This is a genomic window from Vibrio albus (genome assembly GCF_003144035.1).
GTDB lineage: Bacteria > Pseudomonadota > Gammaproteobacteria > Enterobacterales > Vibrionaceae > Vibrio > Vibrio albus.
Genome location: NZ_QFWT01000001.1, coordinates 229,325 through 249,948, shown reverse-complemented (window position 1 = coordinate 249,948; position 20,624 = coordinate 229,325). Strand labels below are relative to the sequence as shown.

17 protein-coding genes are annotated in these 20,624 nt (G+C 44.4%); 10 read left to right on the top strand and 7 right to left on the bottom strand.

Features of this window, described 5'->3' with window-relative positions:
• Nucleotides 1–35 precede the first annotated feature (35 nt).
• From cmoM to DI392_RS01045, 7 genes are all read left to right on the top strand, one after another.
• Nucleotides 36–863 carry a tRNA uridine 5-oxyacetic acid(34) methyltransferase CmoM gene (cmoM, locus tag DI392_RS01075; RefSeq protein WP_109318056.1) on the top strand — a complete coding sequence of 276 codons (828 nt, stop codon included), beginning with the start codon at nucleotides 36–38 and terminating at the stop codon, nucleotides 861–863.
• The gene (mukF, locus tag DI392_RS01070) at nucleotides 863–2,200 is read left to right on the top strand and encodes a chromosome partition protein MukF (RefSeq protein WP_109318055.1); all 1,338 of its coding nucleotides are present in this window, start codon (nucleotides 863–865) and stop codon (nucleotides 2,198–2,200) included. Before cmoM ends, mukF begins: the two co-directional genes overlap by 1 nt.
• On the top strand, nucleotides 2,181–2,990 hold the full coding sequence (gene mukE / locus DI392_RS01065) for a chromosome partition protein MukE (protein WP_245883891.1): 810 nt from the start codon (nucleotides 2,181–2,183) through the stop codon (nucleotides 2,988–2,990). The genes mukF and mukE overlap by 20 nt, the downstream gene beginning before the upstream one ends.
• The gene (gene mukB / locus DI392_RS01060; protein WP_109318054.1) at nucleotides 2,987–7,450 is read left to right on the top strand and encodes a chromosome partition protein MukB; all 4,464 of its coding nucleotides are present in this window, start codon (nucleotides 2,987–2,989) and stop codon (nucleotides 7,448–7,450) included. Before mukE ends, mukB begins: the two co-directional genes overlap by 4 nt.
• Before the next feature lie 543 nt (nucleotides 7,451–7,993).
• Entirely contained in the window at nucleotides 7,994–8,806 is an 813-nt protein-coding gene (locus tag DI392_RS01055) for an EAL domain-containing protein (RefSeq protein ID WP_109318053.1), read from the top strand.
• Nucleotides 8,787–9,425, top strand: coding sequence for a helix-turn-helix domain-containing protein (locus DI392_RS01050; RefSeq protein WP_181388338.1), 639 nt, complete (start codon nucleotides 8,787–8,789; stop codon nucleotides 9,423–9,425). Before DI392_RS01055 ends, DI392_RS01050 begins: the two co-directional genes overlap by 20 nt.
• Nucleotides 9,426–9,497: 72 nt before the next feature.
• Nucleotides 9,498–10,649, top strand: a complete 1,152-nt coding sequence (locus tag DI392_RS01045; protein ID WP_109318051.1) for a GGDEF domain-containing protein — start codon at nucleotides 9,498–9,500, stop codon at nucleotides 10,647–10,649.
• Between the two features lie 122 nt (nucleotides 10,650–10,771).
• Here DI392_RS01045 and DI392_RS01040 read toward each other — a convergent pair whose 3' ends face one another.
• A complete protein-coding gene (locus tag DI392_RS01040; protein ID WP_109318050.1) occupies nucleotides 10,772–12,097 on the bottom strand; it encodes a 6-phospho-beta-glucosidase in 1,326 nt (441 codons plus the stop codon).
• 125 nt (nucleotides 12,098–12,222) lie between these two features.
• Between DI392_RS01040 and DI392_RS01035 the strand changes: the two genes are divergently transcribed.
• Nucleotides 12,223–13,143, top strand: a complete 921-nt coding sequence (locus DI392_RS01035; RefSeq protein ID WP_109318049.1) for a LysR substrate-binding domain-containing protein — start codon at nucleotides 12,223–12,225, stop codon at nucleotides 13,141–13,143.
• Between the two features lie 79 nt (nucleotides 13,144–13,222).
• On the opposite strand, the gene DI392_RS01030 is transcribed toward DI392_RS01035, so the two are convergent.
• Nucleotides 13,223–13,459 (bottom strand): TIGR02647 family protein, encoded by a 237-nt coding sequence (locus DI392_RS01030; protein WP_109318048.1) that lies wholly within the window; start codon nucleotides 13,457–13,459, stop codon nucleotides 13,223–13,225.
• A 352-nt stretch (nucleotides 13,460–13,811) separates the two neighbouring features.
• Between DI392_RS01030 and DI392_RS01025 the strand changes: the two genes are divergently transcribed.
• Both DI392_RS01025 and DI392_RS01020 read left to right on the top strand, forming a co-directional pair.
• Nucleotides 13,812–14,042: a hypothetical protein gene (locus tag DI392_RS01025; protein ID WP_109318047.1), complete on the top strand. Its 231-nt coding sequence runs from the start codon at nucleotides 13,812–13,814 to the stop codon at nucleotides 14,040–14,042.
• A 295-nt stretch (nucleotides 14,043–14,337) separates the two neighbouring features.
• Nucleotides 14,338–15,243, top strand: a complete 906-nt coding sequence (locus DI392_RS01020) for a manganese-dependent inorganic pyrophosphatase (protein WP_109318046.1) — start codon at nucleotides 14,338–14,340, stop codon at nucleotides 15,241–15,243.
• Between the two features lie 93 nt (nucleotides 15,244–15,336).
• Here the strand turns inward: DI392_RS01020 and DI392_RS01015 are convergent, their stop codons facing one another.
• From DI392_RS01015 to DI392_RS00995, 5 genes are read right to left on the bottom strand one after another with little or no spacing between them, the layout of a single operon-like run.
• On the bottom strand, nucleotides 15,337–16,140 hold the full coding sequence (locus DI392_RS01015) for a peptide ABC transporter ATP-binding protein (protein WP_109318045.1): 804 nt from the start codon (nucleotides 16,138–16,140) through the stop codon (nucleotides 15,337–15,339).
• Nucleotides 16,137–17,138: a peptide ABC transporter ATP-binding protein gene (locus DI392_RS01010; RefSeq protein WP_109318044.1), complete on the bottom strand. Its 1,002-nt coding sequence runs from the start codon at nucleotides 17,136–17,138 to the stop codon at nucleotides 16,137–16,139. Before DI392_RS01010 ends, DI392_RS01015 begins: the two co-directional genes overlap by 4 nt.
• The gene (gene sapC, locus DI392_RS01005) at nucleotides 17,138–18,025 is read right to left on the bottom strand and encodes a putrescine export ABC transporter permease SapC (RefSeq protein ID WP_109318529.1); all 888 of its coding nucleotides are present in this window, start codon (nucleotides 18,023–18,025) and stop codon (nucleotides 17,138–17,140) included. Before sapC ends, DI392_RS01010 begins: the two co-directional genes overlap by 1 nt.
• Nucleotides 18,012–18,977, bottom strand: a complete 966-nt coding sequence (locus tag DI392_RS01000) for an ABC transporter permease (protein ID WP_109318043.1) — start codon at nucleotides 18,975–18,977, stop codon at nucleotides 18,012–18,014. The genes sapC and DI392_RS01000 overlap by 14 nt, the downstream gene beginning before the upstream one ends.
• A gap of 3 nt (nucleotides 18,978–18,980) precedes the next feature.
• The gene (locus DI392_RS00995) at nucleotides 18,981–20,597 is read right to left on the bottom strand and encodes an ABC transporter substrate-binding protein (protein WP_109318528.1); all 1,617 of its coding nucleotides are present in this window, start codon (nucleotides 20,595–20,597) and stop codon (nucleotides 18,981–18,983) included.
• Nucleotides 20,598–20,624 lie beyond the last annotated feature (27 nt).

The window sequence follows — 20,624 nt, the reverse complement described above, 5'->3', positions numbered from 1 at the left end:
AAGCGCCAAGATTGGATATCATACCCTAACGTGCCGTGAGAGAAGACCGTAATTTCGACGATATAGCGCATAAATTCGCTAAAAATATCTATGGATCCGAAAAAGGAGAGATTCGTCAAACTATTGTTTGGGAGGATTTGCAGGATGCCATGGCTCTTTTGGGGCTTTCAAAGGAAAACAGCCCTGAAGCGGATAAAATGCCGAGCAAACCTATGCATGTTCTTGATGCAGGAGGAGGATTGGCTCAGATGTCTCAGCGATTAGCAAAGCTTGGGCATAGAGTTACATTATGTGATCTTTCTTCTGAAATGCTTCAGTTAGCCCGTCAGGATATTGAAGATAACGGCTTGCTTGAGCACTATCGGCTGGTTCATTCTCCGGTTCAGGACATTGCTGAACACCTGGACGGTAAAGTGGACATGCTCCTGTTTCACGCCGTCATGGAATGGCTTGTTGAACCTCAGGAGGCATTAAACATAGCACTGGATCAGGTTCGGCCCGGAGGGGTGGCATCGATCATGTTTTATAATCACCACGGATTGGTTCTGAAAAATGTAATTTGTGGCAATATCCCACATGTGCTAGAGGGAATGCCACACAGAAAGCGCTTCAAACTGCAACCACAAAAAGGTTTAAAACCCGAAGACGTTTACCAGTGGATTGAAAATGCCGGTTTTGAAATATGTGGAAAGTCCGGTATTCGTTCTTTCCATGATTATATTGGTAATGTAAAGCATATGGGTGAATACCAGTTTGAAGATGTATTAGCTCTGGAAAGGCAGTTGTGCCGTCAGGAGCCTTATCTTTCTCTTGGCCGCTATATTCATGTATGGGCCAGGAAAACAGAAACACAGGAACAATAATGAGTGAGATGACTCAGGCTGTGACCGATGGGCCACTGGATGAGCTGATCGGTTGGGTAAAGCAGCATGATTTCTCATTGAATCTTTCGAGTGAACGTCTTGCGTTTCTTATCGCGATAGCAGTGCTTAGTAACGAAAGATTTGATGAAGAACTGGGTGAGGGGGAACTACATGATGTGTTCAAGATTGTTACCCGGCTATTTGAAAACACAGGTGAAGCGAGTGCTTTTCGCGCGAATAACGCAATTAACGAACTGGTCAGTCAGAGGCTGATCAGCCGCTTCACCAGTGAAGTAACAGAGGGAGCCAGTATTTACCGTCTGTCACCGCTGGCGTTAGGTATCACCGACTACTACGTACGCCACCGGGAATTTTCTAAGCTGAAACTGTCTATTCAGCTATCTATTGTTGCCGATGAAATGGCTAAAGCGATTCAGGCAGCTCAGCAAGGCGGTGGTGAAGATCACTGGCGTAAGAATGTATATGGTGTTTTGCGGTATTCGGTAGGAGAAATTTTTGACCAGATTGATCTGAATCAGCGAGTGATGGATGAGCAACAGCAACAGGTGAAAACCCAGATAGCAGAGTTGCTGAATAAAGACTGGCGGGAAGCCATAAACAACTGTGAAACCTTGCTGGCTGAAACATCCGATACACTGAAAGAATTGCAGGACACACTGCAGGCCGCAGGTGACGAACTGCAAACCCAGTTGTTAGATCTTCAGGAGCAGATATATGGTGACTCTGAACTGGAATTTATAGAAGAAACCTTATTCGTTCTGCAGATGAAACTGGACCGCATAGTGAGCTGGGGTCAGCAAACTATTGACCTCTGGATCGGTTATGACCGGCATGTGCATAAGTTTATCCGTACCGCCATTGATATGGATCAGAACAGAGCCTTCAGCCAGCGACTGCGACAATCGGTAAAAGAGTACCCTGATTCGCCATGGTATCTCACTTATGCGGATGCAGAGCGCCTGAGAGATCTCAGGGATGAAGCGCTGGTGTTGCGTGATGATGAAGTCACCGGTTTTGTCCCGGCCGAAGTGGAATATGAAGAATTTGAACACGTAAACGATGAGTTATCAGAAAAAATCGGCGTCATGCTTAAAGTACATAAAAAGCAGGGCACTCCGATAAATTTAGGCTTGGTGCTGCGAGACTATCTGTCCGAGCATCCGCACACTCATCATTTTGATTTAGCCAGAATCGTTGTGGATCAGGCCGTACGTCTCGGATATTCCGGAGACGACTACAGAGCTATTCAGCCTGACTGGCAGGCCATTAACGATTTTGGTGCAAAGGTACAAGCAAATGTCATCGATAAATATTGACGAATATATGCCGGAAAAACTGGTAAAAGCGATTTCGAATCCGCTGTTTCCGGCACTGGATAGCATGCTGCGTTCAGGCCGCCACATTTCGGCGGAAGATCTGGATAACCACGCCCTGCTGTCTGATTTTGAAACTGAGTTGGCGCATTTTTATCAGCGTTACCATACCGAGCTCGTGAGAGCGCCAGAAGGCTTCTTTTATCTACGTCCGCGTTCGACATCCCTTATTGGGCGTAGCGTATTATCTGAACTGGATATGCTGGTGGGTAAGGTACTCTGTTTTCTGTATTTAAGTCCGGAACGCCTGGCACACGAAGGTATCTTTACCAATCAGGAGTTGTACGAAGAGCTTTTGTCTCTGGCCGATGAAAAACGGCTGATGAAGCTGGTGACCAATCGTGCTAACGGCTCTGATCTGGATAAAGAAAAACTATTTGAAAAAGTAAGAACGTCATTAAGACGCTTGAAGCGACTGGGAATGGTCATTTCAATCGGCGAAGAAGGGAAGTTTCGTATCAGTGAAGCGGTATTTCGTTTTGGTGCTGACGTGCGTGTCGGAGACGATATGCGGGAAGCTCAGTTGCGCCTGATCCGTGATGGCGAGGCAGTGGTGCCTCACTATGCCTCATTGCAGGAGCAGGCCACTATCGATATGGGCGTGAATAGCGCTGAAGATTTTTCTCTGGAACAACAGGCCTTGGATCAACAACAGACCTTGGATAAAAAACAGACCTTGGATAAAAAACAGGCTTTGGAATTACAGTCCACTGGGACAGAAGGTGACGCATGATTGAAAGAGGTAAATATCAATCCCTGACCATGATCAACTGGAACGGTTTTTTTGCCCGAACCTTTGATATAGATGGCCTGGTCACGACGCTTTCTGGCGGTAATGGTGCAGGTAAATCGACAACGATGGCCTCGTTTATCACCACGCTTATCCCGGATCAAAGTTTGTTGCATTTTCGGAATACCACTGAAGCTGGAAGTTCACAGGCATCCAGAGATAAAGGCTTATACGGCAAATTGCAGCCGGGTGTTTGCTATGCAGCGCTGGATGTTGTCAATTCACGTAAGCAGCGTGTCTTTTTCGCCGTGAAACTGCAGCAGGTAGCGGGCCGTGATAAAAAGGTGGATATCAAACCATTTCTGATTCAGGGCTTGCCGAGCCATGTGAAGCCAACCGATGTGCTGATCGAAAACGTATCCGATCAGCATGCTCGTGTTCGTCAGTTGAATGAGGTCAAACAACTGGTTTCTGAATCGGAAGGCGTGCTGTTCAAGGCCTTTAACTCTGTTGCTGATTACCATGCAGCGATGTTTGAATTTGGTGTTCTGCCGAAAAAACTGCGTAACAGTGGTGACCGTTCTAAGTTCTACCGGTTAATTGAAGCCTCACTGTATGGTGGGATCTCCAGTGCGATTACCCGCTCTCTGCGTGATTACTTATTGCCTCAGAATGGCGGTGTGAAGAAAGCGTTTCAGGATATGGAATCCGCCCTGCGCGAAAACCGCATGACGCTTGAAGCAATTAAAACCACTCAGGCTGACCGTGATCTGTTTAAGCATTTGATTACCGAATCGACCAATTACGTGGCGGCTGATTATATGCGTCATGCGAATGAACGTCGCAGCAAACTGGATCAGACCCTTGCTCTGCGTGGTGAAATGTTCAGCGCCAGAGCATCTCTGATTGAACAAAATGAATTGCTAAACCGCGTTCAGGAAGAGCTGGAATTACTGACCGATCAGGAATCTGGTCTGGAGATGGATTATCAGGCGGCTTCAGATCACCTGCAATTGGTACAAAATGCACTGCGTCAGCAGGAAAAAATTGAACGCTATCAGGAAGACCTTGAAGAGCTGAGTGAACGACTGGAAGAGCAGGTGATGGTGGTTGAAGAAGCTCAGGAACGCGTGATGATGGCGGAAGAGCGCTCCCAGATCACCGAGGAAGAGGTGGATAGCCTTAAATCGCAGCTGGCTGACTATCAGCAGGCTCTGGACGTTCAGCAAACCCGTGCACTTCAGTACCAACAGGCAGAACAGGCTCTGGAAAAAGCCCGTACGATGCTGGCGGATGATTCGTTAAATATAGACAACGTACCGTCTCTGCTTGCTGAGCTGAAACAGCAGGAAGGAGATAAAACCAATGCGCTTCTGGCTCTGAAATACAAGCTGGATATCTCTTCCGCTGCGACACAGCAGTTTGAGCATGGCTTATCACTGCTGAGCTCTGTTGTCGGTGACATTGAACGCAGTGAAGCATCTACGTATGCGCAGCGATCCATTCAGCAAATGCGAGAGGCCGAAAGCCTGACTCAGAATGAAGCTCAGTGGCGTGCGCAGCACCGCGATCTGGAAAGAGACATCACCGCTCAGCGCCAGACTAAAAAACTGGCGGCAGACTATGAGCAGCAGCATCAGACCACACTTACTGATGAACTCACTCTGGAGCAGGAACGCGAACGTCATACGGCGACCATTGAATCAATGGAGTTTGAGCAGGAATCGCTACGCGACAACCGCAGTGAAAAGCGTCGTCAGGAGCAGAGTTATCAGGCCGAGATTGAAAGGCTGGAGAAAATTGCGCCTAAATGGATTGCAGCAAGCAACGCGTTGCATGCTCTTCAGGAACAAAGTGACGCCAACCTGAATGACAGTCAGGCGATCATGACTCAAATGCAGCAGGTGCTTGAGGCAGAAAGAACTCAGTCATTGCAAAAAGACAAACTGCATGAGCGCCGCAATCAACTGGAAGCTGAAATTGAGCACTTGGCCTCACCGGGCGGTTCAAACGATTCCAGACTAAAGAGCCTGGCGGATACGCTGGGTGGTGTGTTGCTGTCAGAAATCTATGATGACATTACTATTGACGATGCACCGTATTTCAGCGCGATGTATGGCCCGTCCCGTCATGCGATAGTTGTTTCTGATCTCGATGGTATTAAAGAAAAGCTGGTTGAACTGGACGACTGTCCGGAGGACCTTTACCTGATTGAAGGTGACGTCGATGCCTTCGATGACAGCTCCTTTAATGCCGAAGAGCTGGAAGGGGCGGTGTGCGTTCAGCTTAACGATCGTCAGATGCGTTATTCACGTTTCCCTGAAATCCCATTGTTTGGCCGTGCGGCGCGCGAGCAGCGTCTGGAACGTTTGCGGGAAGAGCGCGAAGAGGTGGTGGAGCAGCACGCAAAAGCGGCGTTTGACTCTCAGAAGCTGCAACGTTTGTATCAGGCCTACAATGACTTTGTGGCTAACCATATCCAGACTGCTTTTGAATCTGATCCGGAAGAAGCACTATCTGACGTGCGTGAAAATCGTAATCAGACACTGCGTGAATTAAGAGATCTGGAAGCAAAAGAACAGCAACAGCGTACGCAGTTGAATAACAGCAGGCAGGCCCTGACTGCACTGGATAAAATCGCTCAGCACCAGCGCTTACTGGACGACGACACACTGGAAGAGCGGTTTACCGAGCTGGAACAGAAGTTAGAGCAGGTCAACGAGTCCCGGGTATTCCTGTCCAATCACAGTAAGGCCGTTAAAGAGCTGGAGGGCCTTGTCTCTGCGCTGGAAGTGGATCCGCAGCAGTTTGATGCTTTGCAGGCAGAGTATGATACAGCGAATACAGAACTTCAGACGCTGAAGACGCAGATCTTTGCCTTATCTGATGTTTATGAGCGTCGCCATTATTTTGCCTACTCCGATTCGGTGGCATTGTTGGATCAAAGCAGTGAACTTAGTGAACAGCTGAAGGTTAAGCTGGCACAGGCAGAGCAGGCAAGAACCCGTAACCGGGAAGAGCTGAAACAAGCTCAGAACCAGATGAACCAGTACAACCAGGTGCTGGCCTCACTGAAAAGCTCACACCAGGCTAAGTCTGAGACTGTTCAGGAATTCAGGCTGGAACTGCAGGAATTCGGTGTGCATGCCGATGAAGGTGCTGAAGAGCGTGCCATTCAACGTCGTGATGAGCTGAACGAACGTCTGCATACGTCACGTAGTCGTAAAAGTGAATATGAGCGAACCATCACTTCGACAGAGCTGGAAATGAAAGGGCTGTCGAAACGCCTGAAAAAAGTTCAGAAAGAATATTCAGAGCTGCGTATTTTTGTTGTCGCAGCTAAAGCTGGCTGGTGTTCTGTACTGCGTCTGGCGCGGGAAAATGATGTAGAACGTCGTTTGAACCGTCGTGAGCTGGTTTATATGAGCGGTGATGAGCTTCGTTCCATGTCGGATAAGTCGCTGGGTGCGCTGCGCCTTGCAGTAGCAGACAATGAAACACTGAGAGACGCACTGCGTGCTTCGGAAGACAATGCGCATCCGGAACGTAAGGTACTATTCTACATTTCGGTATATCAACACCTGCGTGAGCGTATTCGTCAGGACATTATTCGTACTGATGACCCGGTTGAAGCGATTGAAGAGATGGAAGTCGAACTGGCCCGCCTGACCGAAGAACTGACTCAGCGAGAGAATCGTCTGGCGATCAGTTCTGAGTCGGTGGCAAGCATCATCAAGAAGACGATTCAGCGTGAGCAGAACCGAATTCGCATGCTTAACCAGGGCTTGTCTAACATCCACTTTGGTCAGGTTAACGGTGTACGCTTGAACGTAAATGTACGTGAAAGCCATGAAGTATTGTTGCACGGTCTGGCTGAGCAGCAGGATCAGCATCAGGATTTGTTTGAAAATTCGCGTTTCACCTTCTCTGAGGCCATGGCGAAACTGTTCCAGCGCGTTAATCCACACATTGATATGGGGCAACGCTCACCTCAGGTTCTGGGTGAAGAGTTACTGGATTACCGTAACTATCTTGAACTGAACGTGGAGGTTAACCGTGGTACAGACGGCTGGCTTCAGGCTGAATCCGGAGCTCTGTCTACCGGTGAGGCTATCGGTACAGGTCAGTCTATTCTGCTGATGATAGTCCAGAGCTGGGAAGAAGAATCCCGTCGCCTGCGCAGTAAAGACATTGTCCCTTGCCGTCTGCTGTTCCTGGATGAGGCCGCGCGTCTGGATGCAAAATCCATCTCCACGCTGTTTGAACTCTGTGACCGTCTGGATATGCAGCTGTTGATTGCGGCACCGGAGAATATCAGTCCGGAGAAAGGCACGACCTATAAACTGGTCCGTAAGATCTTTAAAGACCATGAACATGTGCATGTGGTTGGTTTGCGGGGATTTGGTGAAAAGCCGAAATCAGTGGCTGATGTCGAGGCATTGCTGGAAGAGGTAACAGGTTAACAAATCGGGCTCTCTGTCTGATGAAAAGAAGACAGAGAGCCTATAGGTATAAGGTGTGAGTTATTTCTTTCTTATCTGTCAATTACCACTAGGAAGTGGTGAATGTGTAAATCTGTGAAACTAAATATTGATAGAATCATCAAAAGTTATTACAGTAGTCTATTGTTATGTAGGTCTTGATCACAATAATTAATAAAGTGTGATCTATGTCTCATTTTATTTCTTTTGTTTTTTGACGCTACACTATATTCATATCAATTTATCTTCATCTTCCATAAAAATTATTCCATTTTCTGATAAATGTAACCGGTTTTGTTGTAACTATGTTTGAGTTGCTGGTTGTTATTGTTGCTTTTTTGTTGCTTAAAAACAAGGAGTTAGTTCATCTCTCCTTTTAATTAAGCTAGTTTTTACTCATTCAGTGACAGTAATTTGACTTCCTATGACTTTTTCTCGTTGGATAAATTAAGTATTGTTTGTCATAGAGCATAATAATAGAATTCTTTTCAAGAGTTCACTATAAACGTAACTTGGCTAGTAATTATGAATATTATTAAAAATAAAAAATATTTTTCTACCAGAAATGGAAATCATGTTTCGTTATTTCAACAATCAAACTGTGGGTGTTGGGCAGAGATTGAGTTTTTATTGTTTCCGGTGAAATCGCTGAATCCAGACAGAGTTGAGTATTATGAGATAGTTACTCAAGTCATTGAGCAAAGTGGAGAAAGTCTAGGGTCAGTGGATTTCTTTGAAAATGTTGAAGACAGCTTGATAACGGAAATAACCAGAAATCAGCTAGATTATATAAATGAAAATCCAAATAAATATCGGTTCTCAATTAATATCACGTTAAAAAGTCTGCTAAATTATGAATTTTACATTTATCTCTTAAATAAAAAAGATAGAGACATTATCTTAGAGATAAATGAATTTCAAGAGACTGAAGGGTCAGAACAAAGTCTTCTATTTTCAAAATTATCTAAACTACAAAGTATTGGATATAAGCTGTGTCTAGATGGATTTAACCATCATATTCAGCAAGCGTGTAGTTCTTTAGGTATAGTAATGTGGGACTATATAAAATTAGATAAGTATTATCTTGTGTATAATGTTAATAGAACCGATGAATTAAATTCCTTAATCAAGGTTCTAATTCCTTTTGTTAAACATTCGATAATACTGAATGATGTTTGCTTACAGATTCACGACCGTTTTGCAAAAATCAATAAATTATTAGTTCAGGGTTATTACTATACTACACCAGTTACTTTGATCCAGATCTTGAAAGATAATATGGAAAGACGAATAAATGATAAAAGTAAAGAAGCTTTTTTTGAATCCGAAAGAATTTAGAGAGTTTATATTTTTTAGTAATAACCCACATATGATTTACATAAAAAATGCTGAAGGATTTATTTCATATAAGGGTAGACTAGAGAAAGTCAGAGAAGGAACCACCATAGTTATTCCTGCGTTAGAACAATTAAATATTTCATTGTATGCATTTGATAAACATATCGAGTTATATCTATTTGTATATTTATACAAAGGAAAAGTAATACGAGAAAAGTTGTATAACAATTTAAGTATTGTTCCAAATATTGATATGTATAAACGTTCTTTTTCTCTCTCTTTGATTAGATCAGATGGTGATACATGCTTGTCAACAATCGACCTCTGTAGAGATTTAATTCTAAGAAATCTATCAAGTATAAGCTGTAGAACTATATCAACGGAGTTAATGTTAAGTCCTCAAACACTGTCCAGGAGATTAAAACCATATGGCATAACATGTATTGATCTGATTCTGGACTTAAAGTTAAGAAGAGCAAGGCTATTATTGATAAGAACTAGTAAGTCTATATCAGAAATCGCAAAGGGAACAGATCTTCATAGTAACTATTTTTCGATTGTTTTTAAGAATAAGTTCTTAGTTAACCCAACAAAATTTCGAAAAAAGTATAAGTTATAGTATCTCATTCGTTAAGTGCTCTCGTTAAAATTACCTTAAATATAGAGGTATCAATGTCTAAATGGTAATTATATGAACTATAGTGACTCATCAATCTATCTGGTTTTATTTTTTTTGAATTTATTCATATCAGTATCTATGTTTCTAGTGAGATCTAATTCTGAAAAAATAGATGCTTTAGTGACTTCATCTGTAGCTTTCTTAGCGCTTGGAATCTACTTCTTTATGTTCACCATAGGTGAAAGTATATACATTAATATATTTCAGCACGTATTTATTGGGATATATATGACGGGGATTGTTGTATGTTCAATACAACAAGGGAAATCAGAGGTGCCTGTAAACAAAATATTACTGTTTATGATGGTGTATTTTGCAGTAACAATTAACTTTATGATAATGAGAAGTAGTGAAGTGGTCTTTTTTATGGATAGTCTATTTCTCTTCCTGTCAACCATATTCTCTGGTTTAACCATTTTATATGAATGTAAGAATAGAAAGTACTCAAAAATAATATTAGTTACAATTATGATGGTTTTTCCATGTTTTATTATCGTTAAAGAAATAATGATAATGACTGATTATAAATTTATTTTTGATAAATATACTAATCTTATATGGGTGTTTTATTGTGGGCTATTACCTTTGCTTCTAACTATTAATTCCTTTGAAGGTTTACAGAAAAGGCTTCTTGATGATTCAATTACCGATCCGTTGACGCATTTATATAATCGAAGAATATTTGATATCAAGCTTAATGAGTTATCGTATGTTGTCACAAAAAAGAGTATTTATGGGGCTTTGATTTTTATTGATTTGGATAAATTCAAAGAAGTAAATGATATCTATGGACATATTATTGGTGATAAAGTTCTTAGAATGGTAGCCTCTCGATTGAAGCATATTTCCAGAAAAAATGAGATACCCATTCGCCTGGGAGGGGATGAATTCGCAATTTTACTGGAAATATCTACTTCTTCGAGTGACGAAGCCTATAATGTCTCTACAAAACTGGCAGAAAGAATTGAAAAAATCATAGAACAACACTTGTTCATTGATGGTCATGAATTAAGAATCTCAGCAAGTATTGGTATTCACATTATATCGCCGAATGAAGTTAATATAGAAAATATCGTTGAAATGGCGGATAGTGCCATGTACAGGGCTAAAAAAAATGAAGCGGCACATATACAGTTTTCCAGTGGAATTGGAGTTGTTGAGTAATAATGGACGACTTATACCGGTTAATAATTAACGCATTTAACATATTCAATGCCTTATCCGTAGAGGTCACCTGAAAAATCGGTGACCTTAGGAGTCCATTGAGAGAGCCCGGCGTCGGTGTTTTACCGGTTTAGTAAATGATGAAACTGCGGCATATAGTCACGGTTTTCCTGTACTGTTTCCAGTAGTGCTTCATCCAGTACTGTACCTGTGTTTACGATAGGATTCAGGATCAGTCCGCGTTTCGCGGCGACCAGATTACCGGTGACGGCAGCCTCGACGGTCAGAGTCTCGAACTCTTTCATTAGCTGGATCAGGCGCAGAGTATCGCTGGGGAACGGAGCCACGTTTAGTGGAAGCGGACCATTTTTTGTGATGATTGAACTGACTTCTACAGCGCAGTCATCAGGCAGTCCGTTAATCGCACCATTGTTGCGAGTATTTACGTGCATAATGGTACGTTTGTCGTTATAGATTGATGTCATCAGTTCACAAGCGGCTTCGGAATAATACTGACCACCACGTTTTTCCAGTTCTTTCGGTTTTTCATTCAGATCTGGATTTTTGTAGATGTCAAACAGGCGTTTTTCCATCTCTTTAACCACTTCTCCGCGGGTACCTTCGCCATCGGCTTCATGCTGTTCCTGCTTCATTATGTCGTCACTGGTGTAGTAGTAGCGCAGGTATGCACACGGGATCATACCCATCTCTTTCAATAGATCTTTTGGCCAGTCGAACGGAGGAATATTGGCCGGTACCAGAGGGTCATTGCCATTTATGATCTCACTTATCACGTAGTCCAGCTTGTCTTTCCCCTCATGCAGGATTTGACGGGCCCAGATAAGGTGGTTCAGGCCGGCAACCTGCATAATAAATTCACCTTCCTCGGCGTTCAGCATTTTAGCGACGCCTTTTTGCATGATCACCGGGACATTACACAGGCCGACGGCCTTCACATTGGTGTGCTTGAGAACCGCCTCGGTTACCATACCTGACGGGTTTGTGAAATTCAGAAGCCATGCATCGGGACAAAGTTCTTCGATGTCCCGGCAGATTTCCAGTGTGATGGGTATGGTACGACAGGCATTGGCAAAGCCACCCAGTCCATTGGTTTCCTGGCCAATCATGCCGTACTTAAGTGATATCCGCTCATCACGAATACGGCCCTCCAGACAGCCTGCGCGAAACTGGGAGCAGATAAAATCAGCGTCTTTCAGGGCGAGGCGTCTATCAAGGGTAACCTGGACGCGAATATCTAACCCTTCACGTTTGATCATTCTTTCTGCGAGACCAGCAATGATATTCACCTTTTCCCGACCATCTTCGATATCGACCAGCCATAGTTCGCTGATAGGCAGTTCATGTTTACGCTTTAGCAGACCTTCAATCAGTTCCGGAGTGTAGCTGGAACCGCCACCGATAACGGCAATTTTTAATGCTTTTTTCATAATAGCTTTCTCTTAGTCGATGAGTCTTTATAGATAAGATGATTTAATTTAAGCTTAAGAAATTATGACTAACAAACGATTTATCAGTGCTTACGCATTAGATAAATTAATGCATGGAATGTAATATGGACAACAGACAGTCATTAATTGCTAACCTGTATACCTTTAGTGTGGTGGCCAGGTTTTTAAGTTTTACTCTGGCTTCAGAAGAGCTTTGTTTAACGCAGGGAGCCGTCAGTCAGCGAATCAAAAAACTGGAAGAAGAACTGGGGTTTAAACTGTTTATCCGCTTAACCCGTAAGCTTGAGTTGACCGAAGAAGGGCAGCGCATCCTTGCCACGCTAACCACATCATTCGATGCCGTTTTTTCCGAAATTGAAGATATTCGTTTTAACGAACTGACAGGGGAGCTTTATATCGGCGTGGCACCAACGTTTGCTCATTTATGGCTGTTGCCGCGATTTTCGGAATTCCAGAAACGCTACCCCCTACTGGATGTAAAAGTCCGGGTAAAGGCCAGCAAGCTGGACTTTCAGAATCAGCCGGTGGATTTGGCGATTTATTATGGTGATGCCACCCATACCGATTTCTATCATCAGCGTTTATTTGATGAGAAGCTTCTGCCGGTTTGTACCAGAGAATACGCGGATAAATTAGGCTTGAATAATAGTGAAGAACGATTAAAAGAGGCCTGTTTTATTCACAGTACAGAATCATTGGAATTTCTGTCTCCGCAGGCTGAGTGGTTGCATTGGCTAAAACAGACTGGAAGGAAGACGGATATACTGAGTCACCATTATGTGTTTAATCATGAAGAATTGGCAATGTCAGCAGCAAAAGCCTCCATGGGGATTGCGATGGGGCGGTATCAGCTCATCAGGCCATACCTGGATAGTGGAGAACTGATTGCACCGTTTGAGTCCGTGGATGCCGGGCTTGGCTATGATTTGATTTGCCCGAAGGGTCATGAGCAGAGACCAAGGTTTCAGGCATTTTCATCCTGGATTAATGAACTTATTGCTGGCGGGGACAATAGTCGCAGTTAACACTGATGACCACGCCCCGGATCATATGGGCAAAAGACAATATCAGTTGCTTTATGAATCCGAGGCTGGGCTGCGACTTTTATTGTGCGCACAAAAATGACAGGACACGCTCTGCATGCTGGGCCATTTCAATACCTTCATCGGTGAGATACCCACCATCCGGAAGAGTACAAAGTCCTTTTTCATGTAGTGCTGCTACGGCCGCCTGCATTTCCTGTGAGGCATCCTGATGAACTTTGATACCAGTAAAAGAACTGCTTAAATCAAATTGAAGAAGTAGGTTAAGTGCTTCGATATGTTCAGAGGTAAACTTCATAAACGATTCCTGATTGTTATTTATTATAAGTAATATAAAGACAATAATCGGCAACAAGGGTACCGACAAGCATAAATCTCCAGAAATGTTAAAGCGGTCTGTTTGTGTCTACTTTGAGTTATAGCTCTATAGATCATTCATATTGAGCTGATTGTTAAATAGTGACAAAGTGTGAACCGTATCGATAATATGGAGCAGTAACACCGGATTCTCATTGATTGTCCAATGCCCAAATCGTTACATTATAATGTAACGGATTACATTTTGTGACGTTATTAAAAATAATTAAAACCTGACGAGCTAAATAGGAAATACGATAACGTCATAAAAAGCTCAAGGACTGAATATTACTGTGAATCGTCACATATTTTTGCTGCTGAATATCTGGACAGCACTTAAGATTTTGTTAGCTGCATTTTTGGTTATCGCCTGTAGTGACTGGGGCTGTTGCAGAAGCCTTGACGTATTTATCATACCGATACTGATTCTTGTTGCCTGCATCCAGCTTCCTATTCTGATTCATGGTTTTCTGTTTACCAGAAAACTGGCCAAACAGGAAAGGCATGATTTAGATGTTCTCTAATTTGAGAAAATCTTTTGTTATCTGGCTGTTACAGGCTTTTTACAACTCCGCTATTCCAGTTTTCCACAATATCTGTGGATAAAATGCGCGAAGCCCGTAATCTCGGGTTATCCAGCAGTTGCAAGAAAAATTTTCAATAAATTTTATTTATTCTCTTAGGCCATAGGAAGGGTATTCATTGAGCAATACTTGTTCTGTAAACGTTACGCAGGCCGATAAACCCGATGACAAATTTTTAAAATCAGGTAAAGTATCCGGTTAGGTACAAACATACATAACTTGTATAGGAAAAAACATGATTCAAGTTGTCGGTCACAAGAACCCGGATAGCGATAGTATTTGTAGTGCACTGGTTGCAACTGAGTTGCTCAAGGCTCGTGGCCTTGAAGCTAAAGCAGTACGCCAGGGCGAACTGAACCGTGAAACCCAGTATATTCTGGAGCAAGCTGGTGTGGAAGCACCGGAAATGTGTACTGGCGTTGCTGGTGAGAAAATTTGGCTGGTTGACTATTCAGATGTTGCCCAGGCTCCGGATGATGTTAATGAGGCAGAAATTTTAGGTATTGTCGATCACCATCGTCTGGGTGATATTATGACGGTAAATCCACTTGAAGCCTGGATTTGGCCTGTTGGCTGTACCAACACCATTCTGTTCAATTTGCTGAAAATGGAGCAAGTAGAGATCACTCGCCCTATGGCGATCCTGATGATGTCTGCCATTCTTTCAGATACAGTAGGTTTTGCATCACCAACCTGTACAGAAAAAGATAAAGAAGCAGTAGCTGCGCTGGCTGAATATGCCGAAGTGACTGATCTGGATGCCTTTATTAAAAACTTGTTGATTGCTAAAACGGATATTGAAGGACTTTCTGCAGCACAGCTGGTTGAAAAAGACCTCAAAGAATACCCGTTTAATGGGCGTCAGGTGGTGGTTGGTCAAATCGAACTGGCTACGCTTGAGCAGGTTGAAGGCATGATTGATGCGCTTGAAGCTGATTTGACCCGTCGCTGTGAAGAAGAAGGCTTAGCGTTTGCTTCTGTTATGCTGACTGATATTACGACAGCGCAAACTCGCCTGCTGTACAAGGGTGAGTGGGCTGAGAAGCTGGTTAAGCATGAGAAAGACGGCATGCTAATGATGGAAAACACGCTGAGTCGTAAAAAACAAGGCTGGCCATGGTTGCAGCAGGAACTAGCGTAACTGCTCCGAGCTTAAGTTTGTAAAGAAAAGGGTGAGATAGTGCTATCTCACCCTTTTTGTTTTCCGTTTATTTCCCAGGGTGTGCACCCTAAGCTATTTGCCTACACCGCCTTTACTGTGGGAAGGGTTGGTATAGAAGTGGTTTTCAACGAGTTTTTGTGTAATAGGGTGTTGAGGCTGGCTCAGCACTACTTGGCTGTCTCCATGTTCAACGACTTCTCCCTCATGCATCACCATCACCTGATCGCTGACATGTTTAATGATGCCTATTTGCTGGGAAACATAAACAAATGACACCCCCATTTCTTCCTGTAGTTCTAAAAGCAAATTAATAATTTGAGAGCGCATTGCCATGTCTAACCCGTTCAGCGCTTCATCCGCAATGATAACAGAAGGCTGAAGGATCAAGGCTCTTGCGAGACAGACCCTCTGTTTTTGGCCTGTTGCAAGCATTTGCGGATAAAAATACGCGTGTTCCGGTAGTAGTCCAACTCTGGTCAGTGTGTCTCTGACCCGCTGAGCCCGGGCTTCCGGAGTCATATCGGTATTACGTTTCAGAGGCCCTTCAAGAATCCGGCCAATCTGGATTCTTGGGTTCAACGAGGTATTGGGATCCTGAAAAATGGTACGGATTAACTTACAGCGGGTACTGTAGTCGCCATGTTCAAGTTTTTCTCCGTTGACCCGGATTTCACCCGATGTGGGTTCAATTACGCCGGCCAGCATTTTGGCAAGTGTCGACTTTCCTGAACCATTCTGACCAATAAATGCGATTGTCTGACCTGGTTCCAGAGTGAAGCTAACCGGTTTTACCGCTTCCTGGACTTTCTTTCGGAACAATCCGGTTCGGCTCACAAAGGTTTTTGCCAGGTTGTTCACTTCCAGCAGAGCACTCATGACTTTTTCTCCAAATCAGTATTAAGCGGGAAATGACAGGCAAACTTATGCCCTTTTATTTTTCTCGTATGCGGATATACCACACACTGGCGCTGGGCGTATGGGCAGCGGGGCCCCAGCCGACACCCAATGGGCAGATGCTGTAACGGAGGAATCGAACCCGGCAGCGATTCGAGTTTCTGCTTATGCGGTATCCACTGACTGAAATCCGGCATGGCATTAAGCAGGGCATGGGTATAAGGGTGCTTAGGAGCGTTCAGGATCTGCTGCGTGGACGCCGACTCAACAGATTGCCCGCAATACATAACGGTGATTCGTTTTGCCCACTGCGTAATGGTCGTCAGATCGTGACCAATCAGCAAAATAGTTGTGTTGTTGATTTGGTTCATTCGGCTGAGAAGACGCAGTATTTGTGACTGAGTGATCGGGTCCAGGTCGTTCGTCGGCTCATCGGCGATCAGAATTCTTGGCTTGGCAGCGATCGCCATGGCGATCATTACTTTCTGACACTCTCCGTCGGTCAACTCGTACGGATAGCTGTTCATCACCCGGGTGTGTTCTTTGATACCGACTTTATGTAACAGAGCAATAGCCTGCTTTTTCCGCCATTTCAGTCTTTCCCACCAACGCCCTTCAAAAGAAGCAGAAGGAATTGATTCAGCGAGCTGATTACCGACAACTTCTGAAGGGTCAAGACAGCTGGAAGGCTCCTGAAAAATCATTGCTACATCACGGGCAATCACACGTCGGCGTTCTCTTGGCGTTAGCTGCAGTAAATCAACATCACCAAGACGCATTCTGTCAGCCGAGATACGCCAGTTGTCTTTACAGACTCCGACAATGGCTTTGGCTACCAGACTTTTCCCTGAACCGGATTCCCCCACCAAGCCACGAATATCACCTTCATTGATGGTGAGGCTCATTCTGTCTACGGCCTTAACCAGGCCATGAGGAGTTTCAATTTCTATTGTTAAGTGTCTGAAATCGAGCAGTGGCATTATTCGACTCCCGCATTAAGTGCATCACGAACGCCTTCGCCGACAAGGTTAATTACAATAACGGTAAACATAATCACCAGCCCTGGTAAGGTTACTGTCCAGGGGGCAAGGTAAATCAGTTCCACGGAGTCACCTAAAATGGCTCCCCATTCCGTGCTGGGAGCTTGTGCCCCCAATCCAAGAAAGCCAAGGGCGGTAATATCCAGTATTGCAATTGTCAGGGCCATGGTAATTTCAGCGACGACAGCAGACAGAATATTAGGGAAAATAGAGTTTATCAGCAGATAAAAATTATTCGCGCCATCCAGACGCGCCGCCATAATGTAGTCTTTTTCGACTTCATTATGGACAGACGTATACACGGAACGGATAAAACGCGGGATCAACGCTAACCCAATTGCCAGCAGGATATTGAATTCGCCAAATCCCAGAAACGCGACAAATATAATCGCGAGTAAAAGAGAAGGGATTGACATTACGGTATCAAATAAGTGGTTAAGGACGCTGGAGAGCAGTCCCTTTGTCAAGCCTGCAAGGACACCGATGGTGCATCCGATTAAAGCCGCGATGGCAGTGATAATAACGGCTGCACCGTATGTGAATTGAGAGCCAGATAGGATCCTTGACAGAATATCTCTGCCCAGATCGTCAGTTCCGAAGAAAAAGTCAACAGTGCCTTCCGGTTCCCACGATGGTGGTAATAGCAGGTTTGCCGTCTGTGTCTGTGGATCGTAAGGTGCGATCCAGGGAGATACAATTGTGACCAGAGTAATAATCAGAAGACACCACATGCCGAACATCGCCATGCTGTTTGCCCTGAAACTTCGCCAGAAGCGCTCGAACTGAGTCGGAATATGCTCTTCCTGATAGATGTTATTTGTTATCAGCATTTAATTCCTTCCTTATCAAAGGATTTACAAAGGCACCCAGGAGATCAGTCAGAATATTCGCGGCGAGAACAAACGTTGCCACCACGATAACACCTGCCTGAATAGAGGCATAATCTTTGTCTGATAATGCATCAAGCAGCCAGCGTCCGATACCAGGCCAGTTAAAGATAGACTCAGTGATGATAGCGAAAGTGAGCATACTGGATAACTGGACCCCGAATTTAGGAATGATAGGGGGAAGTGCATTTCTTAACACGTGCTGCATAATAATTTCGTACTTTGATAAACCTTTAATACGGGCAACCCGAATATAATTCTGGGTCATGACCTCTGCAACGGACGAGCGCATCAGGCTAACCACTTGTGTCGTCGGTGCAATGGCCAGGACCAGACTGGGCAGAATCAGGTGTTCCATAACACTTTGTAGTGCCTGAGAACGGTATGGGCCGTCAGATAAAAAGGCGTCAAGCAGTGCAAAGCCGGTGACATGGTCAATTTCATATAGCAGCTCATAGCGACCGGAAACCGGGAGCATTTCCAGATGAAGGGAAAAAAACATAATCATCAGCAATGCCAGCCAGAAGAGCGGAGCACTATAGCCGGACATAGAGATAAAAGAGATAATATTATCTATGAATTTTCCCTGTCTCATACCCGCAACGGTACCTGCGGGTATGCCAACGACCAGGGCAATGACTGAGGCGATAAAGCACAATTCAAGCGTGGCGGGAAACACCACTCGCAAATCGTCGACAACGGGTGTGCCGTTGTTATTCAGGCCGAAATTAAACTGGCTAATCTGAGAAAGGTACTCGAGCCAGCCATCAGAAAACTCATACATGGCCCATGGCGAGTTTGGGTCAAGCCGTAAAATACTGTAACCAACAATCGTCAGAATCAGCAACGTAATAATAAACAGGTTAAGCCTTCTCAGTGAGTAAATAAACATCGATTAATTCCTCTTAACCTGATAGAAGCTCTGGGTATTAAACTGACTGATATCAAATCCACTCATTGATTTGTGATATGCCTGGAACTGAGCACCATGCGCCAGAGGAATGATAGGAACCTCTTCATTCATTATATGTTGTGCCTGGCGGTATAGGTTGATCCTAAAGCGTTCATTATTGGTCTCCCGGGCTAAATCCAGCAGGAAATCAAAGTCAGTGTTACACCACATAGAGACATTCAGACCAGCCTGTTCCGCACCACAGGAAAGCATGGGTCTCAGGAAGTTATCAGGGTCGCTGGTACTTGCGCTCCAGCCAGTCAGAATCAGATCAATATTGGCAATCTGGTCCAGCTCTGTACGATCAAACCGGTCACTGGTATACAGGTTAAGTTTCACCCCAATATCAGCAAAGCTCGCCTGGATAAGTTCTGCTGTTTTTCTCGGGCTTGGGTTGTAAGCATTGGTTTCCAGCGGAACCCACATTGACAGCTCGAGCCCCGTACTGAAGCCGGCATCCCGCAATAAGGCAAGCGCATAGTTTTTGTCGTAGCGAATATGTACGGTGTCTTTTTGATACGCCCAGGATGACGGAGGGAGAAGGGAATAGGCTTTTGACCCCGTTCCGTAGTATACAGATTCCAGTATGTTGTCACGGTTTATCGACAGACTCAGCGCTTTGCGTACTCGTTGATCTTCAAGCGCAGGATGTTGAGTATTGATAGCGATAAACGCCACATTCATTGCCGGGTGAGCGTCAAGCTTAAGCTGATCTTGCTTTTTAATGGTTGGTATCTGACTGGAAAGTGGCGAGTTAAGTACATCACATTCGCCACGCAGCAATTTCGCCAGCGGTCCGGTTCCCCAGGCGGAAATATCAAAAACGATCTGTTCCATCTTTGGCCTGCCACGCCAGTAATGGTCATTTCTTTTTAACCGGATTAAGTCTCCGACCTGATATTCAGCCAGGTAGAAGGGGCCGGTTCCGACCGGATAGATATCCAGCTTGTCTTTATTGTCGTCAATGACCAACTGCTGTGCATACTCTTCCGAGTGGATTACAGCAAAAGTTGTAGAAATGTTGGGCAGAAACGTATTGTCCGGTCTGCGCAGAGTAAACTTAACGTGGGAATTGTCGATGGCCTCTACACTTTCTACCAGCCCCTGAAAGTCGATCCCGGAAAACCATGGGTAGTTATTATTACCGACATTGTGGAATGGATTTTTGGGGTCAAGAATACGATTAAAGCTGAACACCACATCGCTGGCATTCATTGGTCTGGTCGGGGTGAACCATGGTGTCGTCTGAAATTCGACATCCTTACGCAGTTCAAGAACGAATTCTGTCGAGTCTTGATTGGTTGTCCAGTTAACTGCCAGGGCCGGTACGGGAAGCTGGGTTTCCGGATCAAGCTGTAAAAGCGTCTCGAAGATCTGCGGGCCCAGGGACTCTGACGTGATACCTCTTTCTACCTGTTGTGGATTAAAAGAGGTCGGGGCTCCCTGGCCACAAAATACAAATCCCTGTTCTCTGATTTCAGAGTGATCAATATTGTCATTACATCCGGTCAGAAGGCCAAAGCCAAATAAACCAACCGTTAGATTAAATATTACTTTCATAGAAAGAGCTGCTATTTGAAAAGAAAC